General features: G+C 43.7%; 17 protein-coding genes. 8 read left to right on the top strand and 9 right to left on the bottom strand.

Annotation, left to right across the window (positions count from 1 at the left end; genetic code table 11):
* Window positions 1-39: 39 nt before the first annotated feature.
* The 3 genes from lytF to ACQXR1_RS20115 all read right to left on the bottom strand — a co-directional run bounded on the left by lytF (window position 40) and on the right by ACQXR1_RS20115 (window position 3,733).
* On the bottom strand, window positions 40-1,506 hold the full coding sequence (lytF, locus tag ACQXR1_RS20125) for a peptidoglycan endopeptidase LytF (protein WP_014663342.1): 1,467 nt from the start codon (window positions 1,504-1,506) through the stop codon (window positions 40-42).
* 152 nt (window positions 1,507-1,658) lie between these two features.
* Window positions 1,659-2,099: a nitric oxide-sensing transcriptional repressor NsrR gene (nsrR, locus tag ACQXR1_RS20120; RefSeq protein ID WP_014663343.1), complete on the bottom strand. Its 441-nt coding sequence runs from the start codon at window positions 2,097-2,099 to the stop codon at window positions 1,659-1,661.
* A 107-nt stretch (window positions 2,100-2,206) separates the two neighbouring features.
* Window positions 2,207-3,733, bottom strand: coding sequence for a mechanosensitive ion channel (locus tag ACQXR1_RS20115; protein WP_411151053.1), 1,527 nt, complete (start codon window positions 3,731-3,733; stop codon window positions 2,207-2,209).
* A gap of 164 nt (window positions 3,734-3,897) precedes the next feature.
* On the opposite strand from ACQXR1_RS20115, the gene spoVR reads away from it, so the two are divergent.
* The gene (spoVR, locus tag ACQXR1_RS20110) at window positions 3,898-5,304 is read left to right on the top strand and encodes a stage V sporulation protein SpoVR (protein ID WP_430772766.1); all 1,407 of its coding nucleotides are present in this window, start codon (window positions 3,898-3,900) and stop codon (window positions 5,302-5,304) included.
* Window positions 5,305-5,333: 29 nt separating this feature from the next.
* Here the strand turns inward: spoVR and phoA are convergent, their stop codons facing one another.
* Complete coding sequence (gene phoA, locus ACQXR1_RS20105; RefSeq protein ID WP_430772765.1) at window positions 5,334-6,719, bottom strand: alkaline phosphatase PhoA; 1,386 nt, start codon at window positions 6,717-6,719, stop codon at window positions 5,334-5,336.
* 529 nt (window positions 6,720-7,248) lie between these two features.
* Between phoA and lytE the strand changes: the two genes are divergently transcribed.
* Window positions 7,249-8,256, top strand: coding sequence for a peptidoglycan endopeptidase LytE (gene lytE / locus ACQXR1_RS20100; protein ID WP_069149274.1), 1,008 nt, complete (start codon window positions 7,249-7,251; stop codon window positions 8,254-8,256).
* A gap of 69 nt (window positions 8,257-8,325) precedes the next feature.
* Here lytE and citR read toward each other — a convergent pair whose 3' ends face one another.
* Window positions 8,326-9,201: a transcriptional regulator CitR gene (citR, locus tag ACQXR1_RS20095; RefSeq protein ID WP_206868731.1), complete on the bottom strand. Its 876-nt coding sequence runs from the start codon at window positions 9,199-9,201 to the stop codon at window positions 8,326-8,328.
* A 108-nt stretch (window positions 9,202-9,309) separates the two neighbouring features.
* Between citR and citA the strand changes: the two genes are divergently transcribed.
* The 4 genes from citA (at window position 9,310) to ACQXR1_RS20075 (ending at window position 14,479) form a co-directional block, all read left to right on the top strand.
* Window positions 9,310-10,410 carry a citrate synthase CitA gene (gene citA / locus ACQXR1_RS20090; protein WP_429764872.1) on the top strand — a complete coding sequence of 367 codons (1,101 nt, stop codon included), beginning with the start codon at window positions 9,310-9,312 and terminating at the stop codon, window positions 10,408-10,410.
* A gap of 73 nt (window positions 10,411-10,483) precedes the next feature.
* Window positions 10,484-11,353 carry an SDR family oxidoreductase gene (locus tag ACQXR1_RS20085; RefSeq protein ID WP_014663350.1) on the top strand — a complete coding sequence of 290 codons (870 nt, stop codon included), beginning with the start codon at window positions 10,484-10,486 and terminating at the stop codon, window positions 11,351-11,353.
* Between the two features lie 251 nt (window positions 11,354-11,604).
* Entirely contained in the window at window positions 11,605-13,002 is a 1,398-nt protein-coding gene (bcaP, locus tag ACQXR1_RS20080; RefSeq protein ID WP_003245791.1) for a branched-chain amino acid transporter BcaP, read from the top strand.
* 121 nt (window positions 13,003-13,123) lie between these two features.
* Entirely contained in the window at window positions 13,124-14,479 is a 1,356-nt protein-coding gene (locus ACQXR1_RS20075; RefSeq protein WP_206868735.1) for a sodium-dependent transporter, read from the top strand.
* Between the two features lie 36 nt (window positions 14,480-14,515).
* Here the strand turns inward: ACQXR1_RS20075 and ACQXR1_RS20070 are convergent, their stop codons facing one another.
* A complete protein-coding gene (locus tag ACQXR1_RS20070) occupies window positions 14,516-15,925 on the bottom strand; it encodes a PLP-dependent aminotransferase family protein (RefSeq protein WP_430772764.1) in 1,410 nt (469 codons plus the stop codon).
* Window positions 15,926-16,034: 109 nt separating this feature from the next.
* On the opposite strand from ACQXR1_RS20070, the gene ACQXR1_RS20065 reads away from it, so the two are divergent.
* Window positions 16,035-16,463 (top strand): GNAT family N-acetyltransferase, encoded by a 429-nt coding sequence (locus tag ACQXR1_RS20065; protein WP_040083604.1) that lies wholly within the window; start codon window positions 16,035-16,037, stop codon window positions 16,461-16,463.
* A gap of 31 nt (window positions 16,464-16,494) precedes the next feature.
* Here ACQXR1_RS20065 and ACQXR1_RS20060 read toward each other — a convergent pair whose 3' ends face one another.
* The 3 genes from ACQXR1_RS20060 to sigM are packed head-to-tail and all read right to left on the bottom strand — an operon-like array spanning window position 16,495 to window position 18,330.
* Window positions 16,495-16,785: an anti-sigma-M factor gene (locus tag ACQXR1_RS20060; RefSeq protein WP_003233341.1), complete on the bottom strand. Its 291-nt coding sequence runs from the start codon at window positions 16,783-16,785 to the stop codon at window positions 16,495-16,497.
* A complete protein-coding gene (locus tag ACQXR1_RS20055; protein WP_430772763.1) occupies window positions 16,773-17,849 on the bottom strand; it encodes an anti-sigma factor in 1,077 nt (358 codons plus the stop codon). Before ACQXR1_RS20055 ends, ACQXR1_RS20060 begins: the two co-directional genes overlap by 13 nt.
* Window positions 17,839-18,330, bottom strand: coding sequence for an RNA polymerase sigma factor SigM (gene sigM / locus ACQXR1_RS20050; RefSeq protein WP_003224177.1), 492 nt, complete (start codon window positions 18,328-18,330; stop codon window positions 17,839-17,841). The genes ACQXR1_RS20055 and sigM overlap by 11 nt, the downstream gene beginning before the upstream one ends.
* 196 nt (window positions 18,331-18,526) lie before the next feature.
* On the opposite strand from sigM, the gene akrN reads away from it, so the two are divergent.
* Window positions 18,527-19,522, top strand: coding sequence for an aldo/keto reductase AkrN (gene akrN, locus ACQXR1_RS20045; protein ID WP_430772762.1), 996 nt, complete (start codon window positions 18,527-18,529; stop codon window positions 19,520-19,522).
* Window positions 19,523-19,616: the final 94 nt, after the last annotated feature.

Genomic DNA, 19,616 nt, shown 5'->3' with positions numbered 1-19,616 from the left:
AAAAACTGTACAGCCGTTAAGGCCGCACAGTTTCTGTTTTTAGAAATATCGTTTTGCACCGAGATAGCGCTGTTTCCAGTAAGAGTTGTTCATATTGGAAATGACAACTCCGGAATCGTTGGCATTTATGAATTCCCCGTTTCCTAGGTAAACTCCAACGTGGGAAGGGCCGGCTTTATATGTTGTAAAGAAAACGAAATCTCCGACAGCAGGCTGGCTGACGGGCTTCATTGTGTTCCAATATCCAGCTGCCGTTAATCTAGATACGGATGTGACTTTGTTCAGTACATAGTAAATGAATCCGCTGCAGTCAAACCCGGATGGTGTCGTGCCTCCCCATCGATACGGAACCCCAATCTGCTCTTTAGCGGCGGCAATCATTGTGTTAATCTTCGCGCTCGTTGAGATGGTGGTGTTTGAAGAACCGGATGAAGACGACGATGATGATGCTTTTCCGGTAATGACCAGCTTTTGGCCAACCTGCAAGACATCCGTTTTTAAATTGTTTTTCTCCCGGATCTGCTGAGCTGTTACATTAAATTTCTGAGCAATCACCCACAAGGAATCACCGCTTTTCACCGTGTATGTAGTCGTCGTGCCTGAGCTTGCATTTGACGAAGAAGACGACGATGATGAAGTGCCTGAAGATGCTTTACCTGTCAGCTTCAGTACTTGTCCAACATAAAGCACATCTGATTTCAGATTGTTGACATTTCGGATTTGCTGTACAGTCAGGTTATAGTTGTTTGCGATTTTCCAAAGTGAATCACCGCTTTTTACAGTATATTTCGTTGTTGCCGAATTTTGGTTCGGTTTGGATGAAGTGTCTTTGGAAGACGTATCAGAGCCGCTTGATTTTGTTTTCAACACCTGATTCACGTAAATGGTGTCTGATTTTAAGTTGTTCAAGACCTTCAATTCAGCGATGGACATATTGACTTTGTTTGCAATTTTCCAAAGTGAATCTCCAAGCTGCACCTTATATGTTCCCGTAGCAGATGAAGAGCTTGAGCTCTTATTAGAACTGCTTTTTGAACTGGAGCTTGAGCTCTTATTAGAGTTGCTTTTTGTACTGGAACTAGAGCTTGAAGAAACTGTGCCGGACACCTTTAATTTCTGCCCCGCACGAATCAAATCGCTGCTTAGTCCGTTTAGTTTTTTCAGTTCCTGCACCGTCATTTTATACTCATTTGCGATCAGCCAAAGTGAATCGCCGCTTTTCACAGTGTAAACAGAACTTCCGCTCTTCTTGGTTGTTGAGCTTGAAGTAGATGAAGTGCCGGAATTGCTGCCAGGAATGGTAAGCGTCTGGCCGATCGACAGAACAGTAGTCGAAAGATGATTGGCGGATGTGAGGGCCGCCACACTTGTGTTGTAGGTTTGGGCCAGTTTCCATAAAGAATCTCCGCTTTTGACCTTAATCGTTGCTGCTTCAGCTGGTGTTACTGCTAAAGTTGTGCCGACAATCGCAGATGCTGTCAGCCCTGCTGCTAATTTCTTTTTCATCTTAGCTCTCCTTTTTCCCCCAATGATTTTGAATTTGCTGTTTCTTTTTTATATCGGCACATTTTTCTTATCGTTTTGCCTTTTTTAAAAAATAGCTATATTATCTTAATACAAAAGGGGCAAAAGGCACAAAAAAAGAAGGAATCATGGATCTATTCCTTCATTTTTAAAAGCTTCATGATATCTTCTTTGTTTTTGACGAGGTCGCGCAGTGTATATTTGTCTAAAACCGCAAGATAGGCCAAAAGCGCTTCATTAAGCACATGTTTTAAGCCGCACACCGGGGAAATAATGCAGAGATTCTTGTTCGCATCAAAACATTCAACAATATTAAAATCGTCCTCCGTTTTTCTGACAACCTCACCGATGTTGATGTCTTCAGGGGACATGCCTAATCGTATGCCGCCGCCTCGTCCGCGTATCGTTTCTACGTAGCCGAGCTGGCCGAGCCTGTAAATGACTTTCATAAGATGATTTTTTGAAATAGAATACGTTTCAGCAATCTGTTTTATATTTGAAAGTTCTCCGGGACGCTCTGCAGCCAGAAAAATCAACACTCTTAATGAATAATCTGTATAATTGGTTAACTTCATAATAAGACCTCAGAATAAGACATTTTCTATATCTTATCATAATCGATTGAAAAATGAAAAAAAAGGAATTAAAAAACATGCACCCTGCTGGGTGCATGTTCTTTTGTTTACATGTCATTTGGCGGATTTTGGTTTTGGCCGTTTTTTTCAATTTCGGTGTTTTGCATTTTGCGTTCAAATGTAGACAGATAACGTGATGCAAAATCCTTTCCGCCAAGGCCGAAGGATAAACCAAAAGCGAGTGCGAAGCCGCTAAGAACGATGATGAACGCGGAATTGACAATTGTCGCAGCGACACCAAGCTGATCCAGAGCCATAAAGAAAGCAAGTGCGATAATGGTGTATTTAGCGATGGCCGCTAAAGATTTGAATTCCTTGCCTTTTATCATGCTTGCGAGCACTTTTCGCACCAATTCCCCGGCGTAAAGGCCGATTCCGAGAATGAATACGGCGACAAGGACATTCGGCAGATACGCGATGATGCCAGTCGCAATTTCTACGAGGAAGTGCAGCCGAACAATTTGAAGCGCCTCGGCTGTAAACAGCAGAATGACAATGATTTGCGCAATCAAACCGACAACTTGAGACAAGGACAGCTTTGCAGGCGTTCCGGCTTCCATGCCCATTTTTCCTAAGACAGAATCAAAGCCTGCGCGATGGAGCAGTCCGGACACCATGGATTTCACCCATTTTCCTGCCCACAAACCGGCTAAAACAAGCACGATGGCAATCATGATGTTCGGAAGCATGTTTAAAATCGTATTCAGCATAGAGACAGCCGGTTTTGAAATGCCGGCGACATCCAGCTGATCCAGCGCTGAAATGACCACCGGAATGATAATCAGCACATAAGCGATTGTTCCGATGACTGCAGAAAGGCTTGTATCTTTTAAGTAAATGGATAAACCCATACGTGCCGCGAATCTTTCCGTGCCGATGCTTGCAAGGAAATTCGTAACGATATCACGTACAAGGCGAGCAACAAGCCAGCCGATTAATACGATAAGCGCCGCTGCAAATAATTTCGGCAGAAAAGCGAGCACGCTTTCCATCATATTTGTAAAAGGGCCTGAAATGCCGCTTATTTTTAAAGAAGATAAGACCCCTGGCAGGAAAACAAGCAGCACGAGATAAAAGACAATTTGTGAAGCGGTATTGACAGCCTGATGAATATCTTTTCCTTCAGACACCAAATTCCACTTGCGCAGTTTGTCACTCGTGTTCAGCTTCATCCCGATTTTTTTGACAAGGAAGCTCAAAACAGAGGCTGCAGCCCATCCTAACAGCAAAATGAGTCCGGCTTTCAGCACGCTTGGGATCGCCGCTGCAATCGCCGACAGCATACTGACAAATGGTGATGCCACTGTTGTCAGGTGCAAAATGTTAAAGAATAAAATAAAGACGATGATCAATGCGATAAAATAAACGACCTTGCTTATGACTTTTTCAGAGGAATAGCGTGAAGGCTTTTTCCCAGCAAAGAGTTTGTCATCGATTTTTGTTTTGCTGAGTCCTTTGTATACCGCTTTTTCAATGATTTTAGCGATAGCCCATCCGATTAATAAGACAAGTAAAGCAATAATTACGTTTGGCAGCTTACTGAGATAAGAAGAAAGCACGTCTGCTACATTCAATTGGTATCGCTCCTTTTTTTCGTAGTATGGTGTGTGTTTACCCACTGATCCAATAAGCAAACTACTGAATGTGCTGGAGAATTTTTTTCTAGCCAGAGTGAGGCTATCATCTTTTGTCTGGCGGGCTCATACATTATAGATAAGTCCAAGTAGGGGGGATTCGGTTGAACGCGGAGGAGAAGAAAGAATTACAGCGGGCAATTGAGGAAATTACCGAAATTGCAAAAGGATTCGGCCTTGATTTCTACCCGATGAGATATGAAATCTGCCCGGCTGAAATTATTTATACATTTGGCGCGTACGGGATGCCGACAAGATTCAGCCACTGGAGCTTTGGCAAGCAGTTTCACAAAATGAAGCTGCATTATGATCTGGGATTAAGCAAGATTTATGAGCTGGTCATTAACTCAGATCCATGCTACGCTTTTTTGCTGGACAGCAACTCACTGATCCAAAATAAATTGATTGTCGCTCACGTTCTTGCCCATTGCGATTTCTTCAAAAACAACTGCCGTTTCCAAAACACGAAGCGCGATATGGTGGAAAGCATGGCGGCAACGGCTGAACGTGTAAAACACTATGAACAGGTTCACGGGATAAAAGAAGTAGAGTCATTTTTAGATGCGATCCTTGCGATTCAGGAACATATCGATCCGTCGTTGGTCCGCCCAAAGCTCCAATGGAGTGTGGATGATGAGGAAGAGGAGATTGAAGAGGCAGCCACGCCTTACGATGATCTATGGTCTTTGGATGAAAAGAAACCGAAAAAACAAGTGAAAAAATCGAAAAAACCGTTCCCGCCGCGGCCGGAAAAAGATATCCTGCTTTTTATCGAGGAGCATTCCCGAGAGCTGGAGCCATGGCAGCGTGATATATTAACGATGATGAGGGAGGAAATGCTTTATTTCTGGCCTCAGCTGGAAACAAAGATTATGAATGAGGGCTGGGCTTCCTATTGGCACCAGCGAATTATACGTGAGCTTGATTTAACCTCTGATGAAGCGATCGAGTTCGCCAAGCTGAATGCAGGTGTCGTTCAGCCGTCCAAAACAGGCATTAACCCTTATTATTTAGGGCTGAAAATATTTGAAGACATTGAGGAGCGGTACAACAACCCGACGGAGGAAATGAAGAAAATGGGCGTGCAGCCTGACTCCGGCCGGGAGAAAATGTTTGAGGTCAGGGAGATTGAATCCGATATCTCTTTCATCCGCAATTATTTAACCAAAGACTTAGTCATGCGCGAAGATCTTTATTTGTTTCAAAAACAGGGCAGAGATTATAAGATCATTGATAAAGAGTGGAAGTCGGTGCGCGACCAGCTCGTAAGCATGCGGGTAAATGGCGGCTTTCCATATTTGACGGTAAACGACGGCGATTATATGAAAAATAACGAACTCTATATTAAGCATTGGTATGAGGGCATAGAGCTTGATTTGAAATACTTGGAGAAAGTGCTCCCTTATTTATTCCAGCTTTGGGGAAGAAGCGTGCACATTGAGTCTGTGCTTGAGGATAAGGAAGTCATGTTTTCGTATGATGGAAAAGGTGTTCACCGCAGGTATTTATAAAAAAAAGGATGCAGCGTTCTGCATCCTTTTTATTTTCCAGCTTTTAAAATCTTAAATATGATATTTGCCTGATCGGTATTGTTAATCAATCCGCGGAATTTTTCTTTTCCGGGACCGTACGCGTATACCGGCACTTGTTCGCCGGTGTGATCCGTACTCGTCCATCCGCTGTTAGAGCGAGTATTAAAAATCTTAATGATGGCTTTGTAGGCCCCTTTGCTTTTGTCAGCCTGTGCAGCAGCTTCAACACTTTTGATTTCTTCTGATGTAAATTTCAGATTTGTATAGCGGGCGAGCACATCTTTGACCGGTTTGCCTTCACTGATTTTTTTGGCCATAAATTCAGGCGTTTTTTTCGCGGAGAGAATCGGCTCCGCGTGCCAATTCTTTTCGCCGTTTGCGCCAATGGTAAAGCCGCCGGTTGTATGGTCTGCAGCTGCAATCACAAGTGTATGTTTGTCTTTTTTCGCAAATTCAATCGCGGCTTTATAGGCCTGTTCAAAGTCTTTCACCTCGCTCATGGCTCCTACTGTATCATTGTCATGGGCCGCCCAGTCAATTTGGCTCCCCTCGACCATTAAGAAAAATCCTTTTTTATTTTGGTTCAAGCGTTCAATTGCTGAAACCATCATTTCTTTGAGAGACGGTGTTTTGCTGTCGCGATCAAGCGCTTTAGCAAGCCCTCCATCCGCGAAAAGCCCGAGCACCTGCTGATCCTTATTTTTCTTCAGAGCTTCTTTAGTTGTCACATAGCTGTAGCCGGCTTGTTTGAATTCCTTTGTCAAGTTTCTGTCCTTGCGGTTAAAATACGATTTTCCGCCGCCAAGCAAAACGTCTATTTTTTGTTTGCCTTTTATTTTGTCATCCATATAGCTATTGGCGATTTGGTCCATGTTTTTCCGAGATTCGTTGTGGGCCCCATATGCGGCTGGAGTGGCGTGGTTAATTTCAGACGTTGCGACAAGCCCTGTTGACTTGCCTTGTTGTTTGGCCTCTTCAAGCACAGATTTCACTTTTTTTCCGTTTTTATCGACGCCAATTGCATTGTTATATGTCTTAACGCCTGTCGCTAATGCTGTTCCGGCAGCTGCTGAATCTGTAATATTATAATCAGGGTCATCCGGATGCGTCATCATCATGCCTGTCAAATTCCGGTCAAATTCAGTCAATTTGGGGTTATTCGGTGTTTCACCGTTATTTTTCATGGAACGGTAGGCGTTTATGTAAGACGTCCCCATGCCGTCGCCTATCATCACAATGACATTTCTGATCTCAGCTTTGTCTTGTTTTTTGGCGCTTGCCGTTTCGGTTTGCTGCAGCTCGGCTCCGGCAAAGATTCCAGCTGTAAGGACAGAAACAGCGGCGATTGGCAGAAGTTTTGATTTCATATTTTGAAACAAATTCATTTTTAGCATGCCTCCTTTAATGTGTTATGTTTGTCATGTTAGGGAAATTTTGTTAAATGCATCTGTTGATCGTGTAAACATTAAGTAAAGCATTGTAAGGAAATGAAAAACGTCGTTTCGTTATTTTGCCTTAGTTGGTTCAAAGCATTCATTTTTCAGAAAAATCTTTACCTCTCTGTCCTTGCATGATATGTTTGTTTAAATAAAAAAACTGCGGATAACCGCAGCTTTCCTCGTATATTCTTTATCATACATTCTTCCATAAGTGAGTTGACCCCCGAAAGTTTTCATTTATTTCCTTTATGTTGAAAAACATCCCATAAAACATGACAAAATCACTCGTTTTTTGTCACCTTTGCAACGAAAATGAAATATTTAATACCCTTAAAAACTTTTTTTTAGAACGAATAATTAAGAAATTTGTCACATGAAGTCAAGACTATTTCTAATGGGAATCTATCCTTATAATAGAAACCAATAAGATTAATTTAAAAAAAAGAGATACATATATATAGAGTTAACATTTGGGGAGGAAAATATGAAAAAGCAAATCATTACAGCTACGACAGCAGTTGTTTTAGGATCGACATTATTTGCAGGAGCGGCGTCTGCACAAAGCATTAAGGTGAAAAAAGGCGACACGTTATGGGATCTTTCAAGAAAATACGATACAACGATCAGTAAAATTAAATCAGAGAACCACCTTCGTTCGGACTTTATTTATGTGGGACAGACTTTATCGATTAACGGCAAATCTACAAGTTCAAAAAGCAGCAGTTCTTCTTCCTCTTCTTCTACATACAAAGTAAAGAGTGGAGACAGTCTGTGGAAAATTTCAAAAAAATACGGCATGACAGTCAATGAACTGAAAAAACTGAATGGCTTAAAATCAGACTTGCTTCGTGTTGGACAAGTCCTGAAACTGAAAGGCTCATCAAGTTCAAGCAGCTCCAGCTCATCGAGCGTATCAACGTCTTCAACTTCGACTTATAAAGTGAAGCGCGGGGACAGTCTGTCTAAAATCGCAAAACAATACGGCACTACGGTTAGCAAATTAAAAAGCTTAAACGGCTTAAAATCAGATGTAATCTATGTCAACCAAGTATTGAAGGTGAAAGGAACAAGCACTAGCAGCTCCAAACCTGCTTCTTCTTCATCATCTTCAAGCAGCAAAGCATCATCTACTACATCACTGAATGTGAGCAAGCTGGTTTCTGATGCGAAAGCGTTAGTCGGAACGCCATATAAATGGGGCGGAACGACAACTTCTGGCTTTGACTGCAGCGGATTCATTTGGTATGTACTGAATAAACAAACAAGTGTGGGCAGAACAAGCACTGCGGGATACTGGAGTTCTATGAAAAGCATTGCCAGCCCGTCTGTTGGTGACTTCGTCTTCTTCACAACATATAAATCCGGCCCTTCTCACATGGGGATTTACATTGGAAACAACAGCTTCATTCATGCAGGATCTGACGGCGTACAAATCAGCAGCCTGGACAACAGCTACTGGAAGCCTCGTTACCTCGGTGCGAAAAGATTCTAATTTTAGAGGAAACCCGTTCATTGGAACGGGTTTTTTTCATTAGACGGAGCACATCCATTTTGGTTGCTCCTAAAAATGAAAATGTGATAAAAAATCCAAGAATTTTTTTTCTTTCTTATTTTCATAAAGGGCGATTGCATAAGCGCCGGCATAGGGCAGCTGAGCAGACTGATAAGGGATTCTGATCATCTGTTTTTCTGCTAACTCCCGCTTTACTGTAGATAAAGGCAGAAATGAAACCCCGAGTCCTTCCTTGATAAACCGTTTCGTTATATGTGTTTGTGTGACCTTCATTGTCCTCACAAATGGAAATGTCACTCTGACTTGACGGAGCAAGTCGTCCCAGTAATCAGGATGATTGTGGGTCAAAAGCAGGTATTGCTCGAGCACCTCTTTGGCATCAATTTCTTTGTCTTCTATGAAACGCTGATCGGGCGGGGCAACAAGGACGACAGGGTCTTTATAAAGGCAGTGGCAGCTTAAAGAGGAAGACTGTACCTTTAGACAGCTCAATCCGATATCAGCTTCCCCGGCTTTTATCAGTGACGCGATTTCCGCTGATTCGAAAATCGTCACCGCCATTTCTGTTTCCGTGTTCATTGCTGTGTACCGCTTCATGACAGAAGGAAGCATAGTATCTGCAATAAGCGGAGAAACCGCGAGCTGTAAGGTTTGAGAGTAGCCTTGTCGCACTCTGTGAAGCTCTGCCATGCTGTTTTCATAATCATCAAGCAGCCTGAGCGCATACGGTAAATAAGCCCTGCCTTCATCAGTCAGCTGGATCTGTCTGCCTTTTCGCTCAAACAGCTTGCAGCTGATTTCTTTTTCTAATTGCTTGATATGCACAGTCACAGTGGGCTGAGATAAGAAAAGCGTTTCTGCTGTTTTTCGGAAGTTTTCATATTTCGCAGCGGTCACAAAGGTATGAAGCCATTTGAAATCCATTTCTATTCTCCCTCTGATTAATATTTTTAATTAATTTCCTTTAAAATATTCATTATTTTTTAAATATTATATTTACTATAATAACAGAAAAGGATAGGGGGAATACAAATGGTACATTACGGATTAAAGGGAATTACATGTGTGGAAACATCCATCAGCCATATTGATGGTGAAAAAGGGCGTCTGATTTACAGAGGCCATCATGCAAAAGACATCGCACTGAATCATAGCTTTGAAGAAGCGGCTTATTTGATTTTATTTGGGAAACTGCCTTCAGCTGAAGAATTGCAGGTATTTAAAGATAAGCTGGCTGCGGACCGGCACCTTCCGGAACACATTGAGCGCTTGATTCAGTCATTGCCAAACAACATGGACGATATGTCGGTGCTGAGAACGGTTGTGTCAGCATTGGGGGAAAATACGTACACATTCCATCCGAAAACAGAAGAAGCAATCCGGCTGATTGCAATCACGCCCTCCATCATTGCCTACAGAAAAAGATGGACGCGCGGTGAACAAGCAATAACACCTTCTTCCCAGTACGGACATGTCGAAAACTATTATTATATGCTCACAGGTGAACAGCCTTCAGAGGCAAAAAAGAAAGCGCTTGAAACCTATATGATTCTGGCCATGGAGCACGGCATGAACGCATCCACTTTTTCGGCAAGGGTCACATTATCTACAGAAAGTGATTTAGTGTCAGCCGTCACGGCTGCTCTTGGCACGATGAAAGGCCCGCTCCACGGAGGCGCCCCTTCTGCGGTGACAAAAATGCTTGAAGACATTGGAGAAAAAGAACATGCTGAAGCATATCTGAAAGAAAAACTTGAAAAAGGAGAGCGGTTGATGGGATTTGGCCACAGGGTGTACAAAACAAAAGACCCGAGGGCAGAAGCTTTGAGACAGAAAGCAGAAGAGGTGGCCGGCAATGACCGCGATCTCGATCTTGCCCTGCATGTAGAAGCAGAAGCGATTCGCTTGCTTGAAATCTACAAACCGGGACGAAAGCTGTACACAAATGTTGAATTTTATGCGGCTGCTGTGATGAAGGCCATCGATTTTGACGATGAATTGTTTACACCGACCTTTTCAGCAAGCCGAATGGTGGGATGGTGTGCCCATGTGCTGGAACAGGCAGAAAACAACATGATTTTCCGCCCGTCAGCGAAATATACAGGTGCCATTCCTGAGGAAGTTCTTTCATAGCATATTTTGGCGTTTATTCACTTCTGTCGTGTGGTAACGTTCAGTATCAACCACATGTCTAGGAGTGATGAATGTGAACCCAATGGACAGACAAACAGAAGGACAAGAACCCCAGCATCAGGACAGACAGCCGGGCATTGAATCAGAAATGAATCCGCTGCCCCTGTCAGATGACGAGGATTATCGAGGAAGCGGAAAATTGAAAGGAAAAGTCGCGATCATTACCGGAGGCGACAGCGGGATAGGGAGAGCGGCTGCCATTGCGTTTGCTAAAGAGGGGGCTGATATCTCCATTCTTTACTTAGATGAGCATTCGGACGCAGAGGAAACACGTAAACGGATCGAAAAGGAAAATGTCCGCTGCCTGCTTATCCCGGGAGATGTCGGGGACGAGAACCATTGTGAACAAGCTGTGCAGCAAACAGTGGACCATTTTGGCAAACTAGATATCTTGGTGAACAACGCCGCTGAACAGCATCCTCAGGACAGCATTCTCAATATTTCAACAGAACAGCTGGAAAAAACCTTTCGCACAAATATTTTTTCCATGTTTCATATGACGAAGAAAGCTTTGCCTCACTTGCGAGAGGGGAGTGCCATTATTAATACGACGTCGATTACCGCTTATGAAGGAGATACGGCGTTAATTGATTATTCCAGCACAAAAGGTGCGATTGTCTCCTTTACGCGGTCCATGGCGATGTCGCTTGCAGATAAAGGCATCAGAGTGAATGCGGTGGCGCCCGGTCCGATTTGGACACCGCTTATTCCGGCGACATTCCCTGAGGAAAAAGTGAAACAGCATGGCTTGGATACCCCGATGGGAAGACCGGGACAGCCGGTTGAGCATGCGGGCGCCTATGTTCTGCTGGCGTCTGACGAATCTTCCTATATGACAGGGCAGACCATTCATGTGAATGGCGGCCGTTTTATTTCAACGTAATCAACGAAAAAACCAGCTTTGATAGCTGGTTTTTTTGTGTGTTTAGAAATTGGAAAATAAAAAATTTGTCGATTTTTCTAACAATTTTGTTTTCATTTTTGCAATTTTATATATAATATTGAGTAGGAGAAAGGAATGATTCGCGACCAGTACAAATATAGTAGAAAAACAGAAAAATGACCATTGCTGCTCATGAATTCAGAAAATTCAAATAAAATATATAAAAATAGATGATCGGGAGTTGAAGGGGAATGAAAGGGAGCGTATTTAGGAAGAAAAGCATTCAGGATTTAATCGCTGCGACGAGCGGTGAAAAGTCTTTAAAAAGAGAATTAGGGGCGTTCGATTTAACGTTGCTTGGAATCGGCGCCATTATTGGTACAGGAATTTTTGTTCTGACGGGAACAGGCGCAGTCACGGCAGGTCCCGGACTGACCATTTCATTTGTTGTGGCGGCGCTGGCTTGTTTATTCGCCGCCCTGTCTTACGCGGAGTTTGCGTCAAGTGTGCCTGTTTCAGGTTCGGTGTATACATTCACTTATGCGACATTGGGAGAGCTTATGGCCTTTATTATCGGGTGGGATTTAATTTTAGAATACATGCTGGCGGTAAGTGCAGTGTCGGTCGGCTGGTCTGGTTATTTCCAATCATTTTTATCAGGGCTCGGCATTCATCTTCCGGTTGCTTTAACAGCGGCACCGGGCGCAGTGAAAGGCACCTTTACTCTGTTTAATCTTCCTGCATTCGTCATTGTAATGGCGATCACATATTTGCTATATTTAGGCATCAAAGAATCAAAAAGAGTCAACAATATCATGGTTATCTTGAAGATACTGGTTGTTCTGCTGTTTATCGCGGTGGCAGCCGTTTACGTGAAGCCGCACAACTGGCAGCCGTTTATGCCAATGGGCTTTGGCGGCGTATTCAGTGCAGCGGCGCTCGTATTCTTTGCTTTTATCGGATTTGACGCTGTATCCTCTGCTGCGGAAGAGACGAAAAATCCCGCGAAGGATCTGCCTAAAGGCATTATTTTCTCTTTACTGGTTTGCACGATTTTATATGTCACCGTATCAGCAATCATGACTGGGGTTATCCCGTTTGCTCAATTTGCGGGTGTGGATCATCCGGTTTCTCTTGTTCTTCAAAGCGCAGGGCAAAACTGGGTGGCTGGCATCATTGATATTGGCGCCGTGCTGGGAATGACAACAGTTATGCTCGTGATGCTTTACGGGCAGACCCGCGTCATGTTTGCCATGTCGCGTGACGGACTTGTGCCGGGCTCACTTTCTAAAGTGCATCCAAAGCACAAAACACCTTATGTAGCCACTTGGTTTTTCGGAACGATGTCGGCGCTTCTCGGCTCACTTGTTCCGCTGGATGAACTTGCAAAGCTGGTAAACATCGGGACGTTGTCGGCATTTGTCCTGATTTCTGTGGCAGTTATCGTTTTGAGAAAGAAACAGCCTGATCTTCCGAGAGCTTTTAAATGCCCGGGAGTTCCCGTGATCCCAGGCCTGGCGATTCTGTTCTGCCTGTTCTTGATTTTAAATCTGGGATGGGTGACGATTGTCCGCTTCCTGGTGTGGCTGTTAATCGGCTTGGTCATCTATTTTCTGTATTCAAGAAAGCATTCAAAATTAAATCAATAAATAACCTTTGATAAAGAGAGCGGCCATACAGGCCGCTCTCTTTTCTGTTCTTGGCAAATGAATCTATAGAAATGAAGACAAAAATAAGAGATAATATAGGCTGGAAAGGAAGTGACGTTTATTGTCTGAGCAAAAACCAGTCCAATGGGCTTCGAAAATTGGTTTCGTCATGGCAGCGGCCGGTTCGGCTATCGGCTTGGGCGCGATTTGGAAGTTCCCTTACGTAGCGGGGACCAATGGGGGAGGAGCCTTTTTTCTTATCTTCGTGTTATTTACCATCCTCTTAGGCTATCCGCTTTTGGTGGGGGAATTTATTTTTGGAAGACGGAACCAGACGAATGCCATTGATGCATATAAAAAAGAAGCGCCGCGATCAGCTTGGTTTCTTACGGGGTGGATCGGCGTAGCCGCGTGTTTCTTAGTGCTGTCGTTTTACAGTGTAATCGGGGGATGGATTTTGCTGTATATCGTAAAAACAGCGTCAGGCTCACTGTCCGGGCTTTCCCAAGCACAGTATGGCGCTCTTTTTGCTTCTATTATCCAAAATCCGGTGCAGACGCTCACGGCTCAGCTTGTTTTTATGGTACTGACTGTCATCGTTGTCGCCAGAGGGGTTCAAAAAGGGATTGAACGGGTCAGCGCGGTGATAATGCCGATTTTGTTTTTGTTGTTTATTCTGCTTGTTCTCCGGTCTCTTACGCTTAACGGTGGAATGGAAGGCGTAAAGTTTCTGCTTGTGCCACATTTCAGCGATCTGACTCCGGAATCCATATTATTCGCTCTGGGACAGGCCTTCTTTACATTAACACTTGGGGTTTCGGTGATGGTGACTTACAGCTCCTATTTGCCGAAAACACAAAATATCCCTCGTTCAGCAGCCTCCATTGTCTTGATGAATATCATTGTGACACTCTTGGCAGGTCTAGCTATTTTTCCGGCGGTTTTTTCATTCGGTTTTCAGCCAAATGAAGGACCGACACTGCTGTTTACAGTGCTTCCAGCCGTTTTTGAACAGCTGCCGTTTGGCACGTTGTTTTTTATCGGCTTTCTCGTTGCATTTTTATTTGCGGCCTTAACCTCAGCATTTTCGATGGTTGAAATTATTGTCGCCACAATCGGAAAAGGGGACGAAAAGAAGAGAAAAAAACTGTCATGGACGAGCGGGCTTTTGATCTTTTTGGTCGGAATCCCATGCTGCTTGTCTTATGGCGTATTGAGTGATGTGCACCTATTTGGCAAAACGTTTTTTGATATTGCCGATTTTACCGTCAGCAATGTTTTAATGCCTTCAGGCGCTCTGTTAATTTCTCTTTTTATCCCGCTTAAAATTTCGAAGAGCGAGCTCTGGGCAGAAATGAGAAATGGATCAAATGCAGGTAAAGCATTCTTTTACACATGGTTTTATTTGCTTCGCTTTATCGTGCCGCTTGCCATTATTATCGTGTTCTTAAATTTAATCGGAATTTTATCATTTTAAAAAAACAGGCTCCGGGAATGGAGCCTGTTTTTTTATTTAATAAGATGATATCAACGGCGCCCATGCCGTTTTCAGTTTTTGGATGCCGAGCCTGATGTCCTCTTCTGACAAACCGCCATAACCGATTAAGACAGAAGCAAAAGGCGTTCGTTCTTTATATGAAGGGGAGACGGGATAGATGGTTACACCGTTGTTTGCGGCTGCTTTTATTGCTTCGTCCTCACTTGCTGGAAACAAAAGACGCAGCAGAATGTGAAGCCCTGAGTTTTTACCGAGAATCTCAACGGTGTTTCCTAGTTCAGAGCGGATGGCTTCTAACAGGACAGCGTGTTTTTTTCGGTATAGGCCTCTCATTCTATTTATGTGTTTTTGCCACTCTCCGGTTTCGATGAAGTCTGCCAGCGCGAATTGCGAGTGGGCAGAGACGGTTTGCTTCATTAACTGAGCGTTGTTTTTGATCGATTTCATGAGTTCAGGGGGCACAATCATGAAGCTAAGCCGCAAGGAAGGCAGAATTGACTTTGAAAAAGTGCCAAGATATATGACTCTGCCATTCGGATCTGGGCCCTGTAAAGACGGAATGGGATGGCCGCTGTAGCGAAATTCCCCGTCATAATCATCCTCTATAATGAATGAATTTGATTTTGCTGCCCATGCAAGCAGCTCCTGTCTGCGGGTTATCGTCATGATGGTCCCAAGCGGAAACTGATGCGAAGGAGTCGTATACATGAAATAAGGATTCCGGCGGTAGAGCTCATCCGGCAGGACGCCTTCTGCATCAGTACAAATCGGAATGACATTCATGCGATTTGCTTCAAATATCTTTCTTGAACGGTGAAAACCCGGTTCTTCAAAGCCGATTTTTGTCCCTGGTTTTAGCATAAGGCAAAGAATTTGCAGAAGCACGGTGGTTCCTGCACCAATGATAATCTGGCCGGGCTCGCAATTGACTCCCCGAGACAGCCTGACGAATCGGGCAATCGTGTGTCTGAGTTCGTATTCTCCCTGAGGGTCGCCAGAGGTGTGAAACGAATCGGAATAGCGATCCAGACTTTTTACTATGCTTTTTCTCCATGCGGTAAACGGGAAGTGGGCCGGATCAACATTGCCTTGATGAAAGTCAATAGCAGGTGCGTTCTTTTTATGTGAGCCAGGCTGTGCAGACTGCTGAAAATGGTCAGGAGCTGACGGAAAATCTGGTTCTACTTCCGCGGCGAACCAGCCGATTTTCGGCTTGCTTTTGACATAGCCCTCAGCAGTTAATTGCTCGTAAGCTCGTTCTATTGTTGCCGTGCTGACATCGAGCAAGCTGGAGAGCCTGCGTTTTGAAGGAAGTCTTGTTCCCTTTGTGATTCGCGCATGTGAAATCTCTTGTTTGAAAAAGGTATAGAGCTGCTCATACAGCGGTATTTTGCTCTTTTTATCAAGAAACGGCGTGATATCCATCTCATGTCTCCTTTTTATCTGGCATGGTCATTTTTTCTGATATTGGCTATTTGGTAAATGCCATTTATTAGCTATGATCATTGTAACGAAAGGAAAGGGGATTGAGAAGATGATTCATATCAAACAATTAACCACGAAAGAAGAATGGGCTGAGTCGTATCCGGTCATGGGTGAATTGAGAACAGAACTAGATATCGAGACATATTTACAAAGGCTTGAAGCCTGTGTGCAGAAAGAATCGTATATGCTCTTTGCCTTATATGAAGATACAGAGATCAGAGCGCTGTGCGGCGCTCAGCCGAGGGTTTCCATTCATAAAGGAGAGCACTTGTGGGTTGCGGATCTAGTTACAACGGCACCTAGCCGATCAAAGGGATACGGCAAAATGCTTTTGGATTATGCCGCAGACTGGGCGAGTAAAGCCAGACTTGGCTTTGTCAGTCTTTCATCTGGCCTTCAGCGTAAAGACGCACATCGATTTTATACAGAAAAAATGGGTTTTGCTATAGAAAGCTATTTGTTCCGAAAACCGGTGTAATGAAAAAAGACGCCTGAAAAGGCGTCTTTTTTTAAAAACCAAACTGTAAATTTGTATCTACAGAAACAATGGTATACACACAAATAATCACAAAGAGATTAAGGATGACGCCGAGCAGGCCGGGGCCTGTGCGTCCTCTCTTGATGAAGAGTTCAACAACGCCGAACGGAACGGCAGCCATGGCGAACGGAAGCATTTGATAGGAATAAAACGTGACATTGCTGATAATCGCCAAATTCAGCAAGAGCAGGGACAGAACCGCTGTCCCGACAGAGATCCAGCCGAATACATTGTGTTCTTTAAAAATTCTTACCAGTTCCATAATTCCACCTCGCCGATATTCGCTGATTTTACAGATTTGTTTTTCAGCATCCGCTGGATTTCCTTGGTTGGTCCTGTAACGACCGAACCGTAAACATTGACACCGTTTTTCTCTACATAATCTAATCGGTTATCTACATTCAGGTCTTTGCGTTTTGAAATGACCTGAGCCCATTTTTCGTGTTTGGACATAAATTTCAGGGCGTTGATAAACTGATCGCCATTCGACTTGCCTTTTGTATTAAGGGCGGCCAAGAACTTTGAATCCTTTCCAGGATAGCCAAGAGGTTCTGTGGAAGCTGTCTTATTTGTGTTTTTCTCTGTTTCGATTGCGTTCCACAAAAAGCTCACATCATAGCCTTTGAATTTGTTATACACGTCTTTTGTCGGATATGCGCGGTCATATGAAAGGTAGACCTCGGATACCGTTCCTTCAGGCAATGTCTTTAATGTTTTTTCTGCTTTTGCGGTTGTTTGTTCAGACGTGTTTGAAGGGTGTGTGAAGTAATGGCCGGTTTTATTCGCTTCTAAGTCATAGTAGTTTACAGCCGGAGCTTTTACTTTGTTATAAAACATTTCAACCCGTTCATTCCCTACGGCAGCCGTCTTCGTGCCAATCTGCTTTTGCAGCGGGAATTCCGTATTCATGCCAAACAGCTTCACTTGGCTTTTCAGCCCGGAAGTATCAACAAGAACATTCGGCATGGTCAGGGCTACAGTGACTGCGGCGGTTTCCATAAACTCATTGCCGGTGCTGTGTTTTCCGCCCATTCCGTAATAGAGGTAGCTTCCCAGCGTGCAAAGCGGCAAAATCATCAATGTCGAAATGACGGCAAGCACAGAAATTCGCAAATAAGATTTGCGTTTGCCGTAGGCTAAAATCGCTTTTTGTTTTTCAGGACTGATGCTGATATCCCAATCGTTATCGTCCTCTAGCTCGCTGTCAATCAATTCCTGATATACTTCGAGCTTCTCAAGTTCTTCCTCAAATGCGGTCATTTCCTGGTCGCTCATTTCCCCATTTTTATATTGATCAAAACGCTTTTTAAATTCTTCATTCATCATTAACACCTCTATTATAAAGTGCTTTCAGCCGCTGTCTGGCACGAAATAAAACACTTTTAAAATTCGCCTCTGAAATATTCATAATATGGGATGCTTCTTTGTAATTTAACTCTTTTAAATAGTATAACGTTAAGGCCTCCCGATAATTATCGGGGAGCTCGGACATATAACCAGTCAGCACTTCCTTTATCTCTACCTGATGGGCAGGGCTCTGAACAGCATTTTGAAAGAGGCTTCCGATTAAGTCATCAGAAATGGTTACTTCTTTCTTATGCTTTCTGACGTAATCAATGAAGGCGTTTCGCGCCACTTGAAAAAGCCAGGGCTTTACTTTGCTGTGATCATAGGAGTGAATGTGTATGTATGCCCGCATAAAGGTTTCCTGCAGCAAGTCTTCAGCAAGATGCTTGTCTTTTGTCATGGAGAGCAGGAACCTGTAAACATCATTCATGTACATTTGGTAAATTTCATCGATCGTCACTGCCTTTTCTCCCCTCTATGTTATACACGCATAAGAAAGGTTTAAAGTTGCACATTACATGCAAACGGCTTTTTTATACCTAATCAAACACCATTCCTATATAGTACCCAAAAATGGCCGCAAAAGATAGTGCGGAGAAATGTTTAACATTTTTTCCAGAGGGGAAAAGACAGTGAAAAAGTGAAGGAGTGGCACAATGGAATATACCAGTATAGCAGATACAGGAATAGAAGCCTCCAGAATCGGCCTCGGCACATGGGCCATTGGCGGAACGATGTGGGGAGGCACTGACGAAAAAACATCGATTGAAACAATCCGCGCCGCTCTTGATCAGGGGATTACACTGATTGACACCGCACCGGCTTACGGCTTCGGGCAGTCCGAGGAAATTGTCGGAAAGGCAATCAAAGAGTACGGTAAAAGAGACCAGGTGATTCTCGCAACGAAAACGGCTCTGGACTGGAAGAACAACCAGCTGTTCCGCCATGCGAACAGAGCGAGAATTGTAGAGGAAGTTGAGAATTCTTTGAAGCGGCTTCAAACAGACTATATTGATCTTTATCAGGTGCATTGGCCTGATCCGCTTGTGCCAATTGAAGAAACAGCGGAAGTCATGAAGGAATTATATGATGCGGGAAAAATCCGGGCGATTGGCGTAAGCAATTTTTCGATTGAGCAAATGGATACATTTCGCGCCGTTGCACCCCTCCATACGATTCAGCCTCCTTATAATCTGTTTGAAAGAGAAATGGAAGAGAATGTTCTTCCGTATGCGAGAGATCACAAGGTGACAACATTATTATACGGCAGTTTATGCAGAGGGCTGTTAACAGGCAAAATGACCGAAAAATATACATTTGAGGGCGATGATCTTCGTAATCACGATCCAAAATTCCAGAAGCCCCGCTTTAAAGAGTATCTTTCTGCTGTGAATCAATTGGATAAGCTGGCGAAGACTCGCTATGGAAAATCTGTGATTCACTTGGCTGTCAGATGGATCTTAGACCAGCCGGGAGCGGATGTCGCTCTTTGGGGGGCAAGGAAGCCTGAGCAGCTTGAGACGCTATCTGAGATTACAGGCTGGACGCTGAATAGTGAAGATCAGAAAGATATCAATACCATATTGGAAAATACAATTTCAGACCCAGTCGGACCGGAGTTTATGGCTCCGCCGACCAGAGAGGAAATATAACAAAAGCTGAGGGCGAATCCTCAGCTTTTTGGCGTTTTAACGGGAGAAATCTTAAAAATTAGTACCAGGTAATAAAAAATATTGTTATAATAGA

Origin of the sequence: Bacillus sp. ATD (assembly GCF_050585765.1) — a bacterium.
GTDB lineage: Bacteria > Bacillota > Bacilli > Bacillales > Bacillaceae > Bacillus > Bacillus stercoris.
Note: the sequence above shows the minus strand (reverse complement) of the source record. Positions and strands in the feature narration are given on the sequence as shown.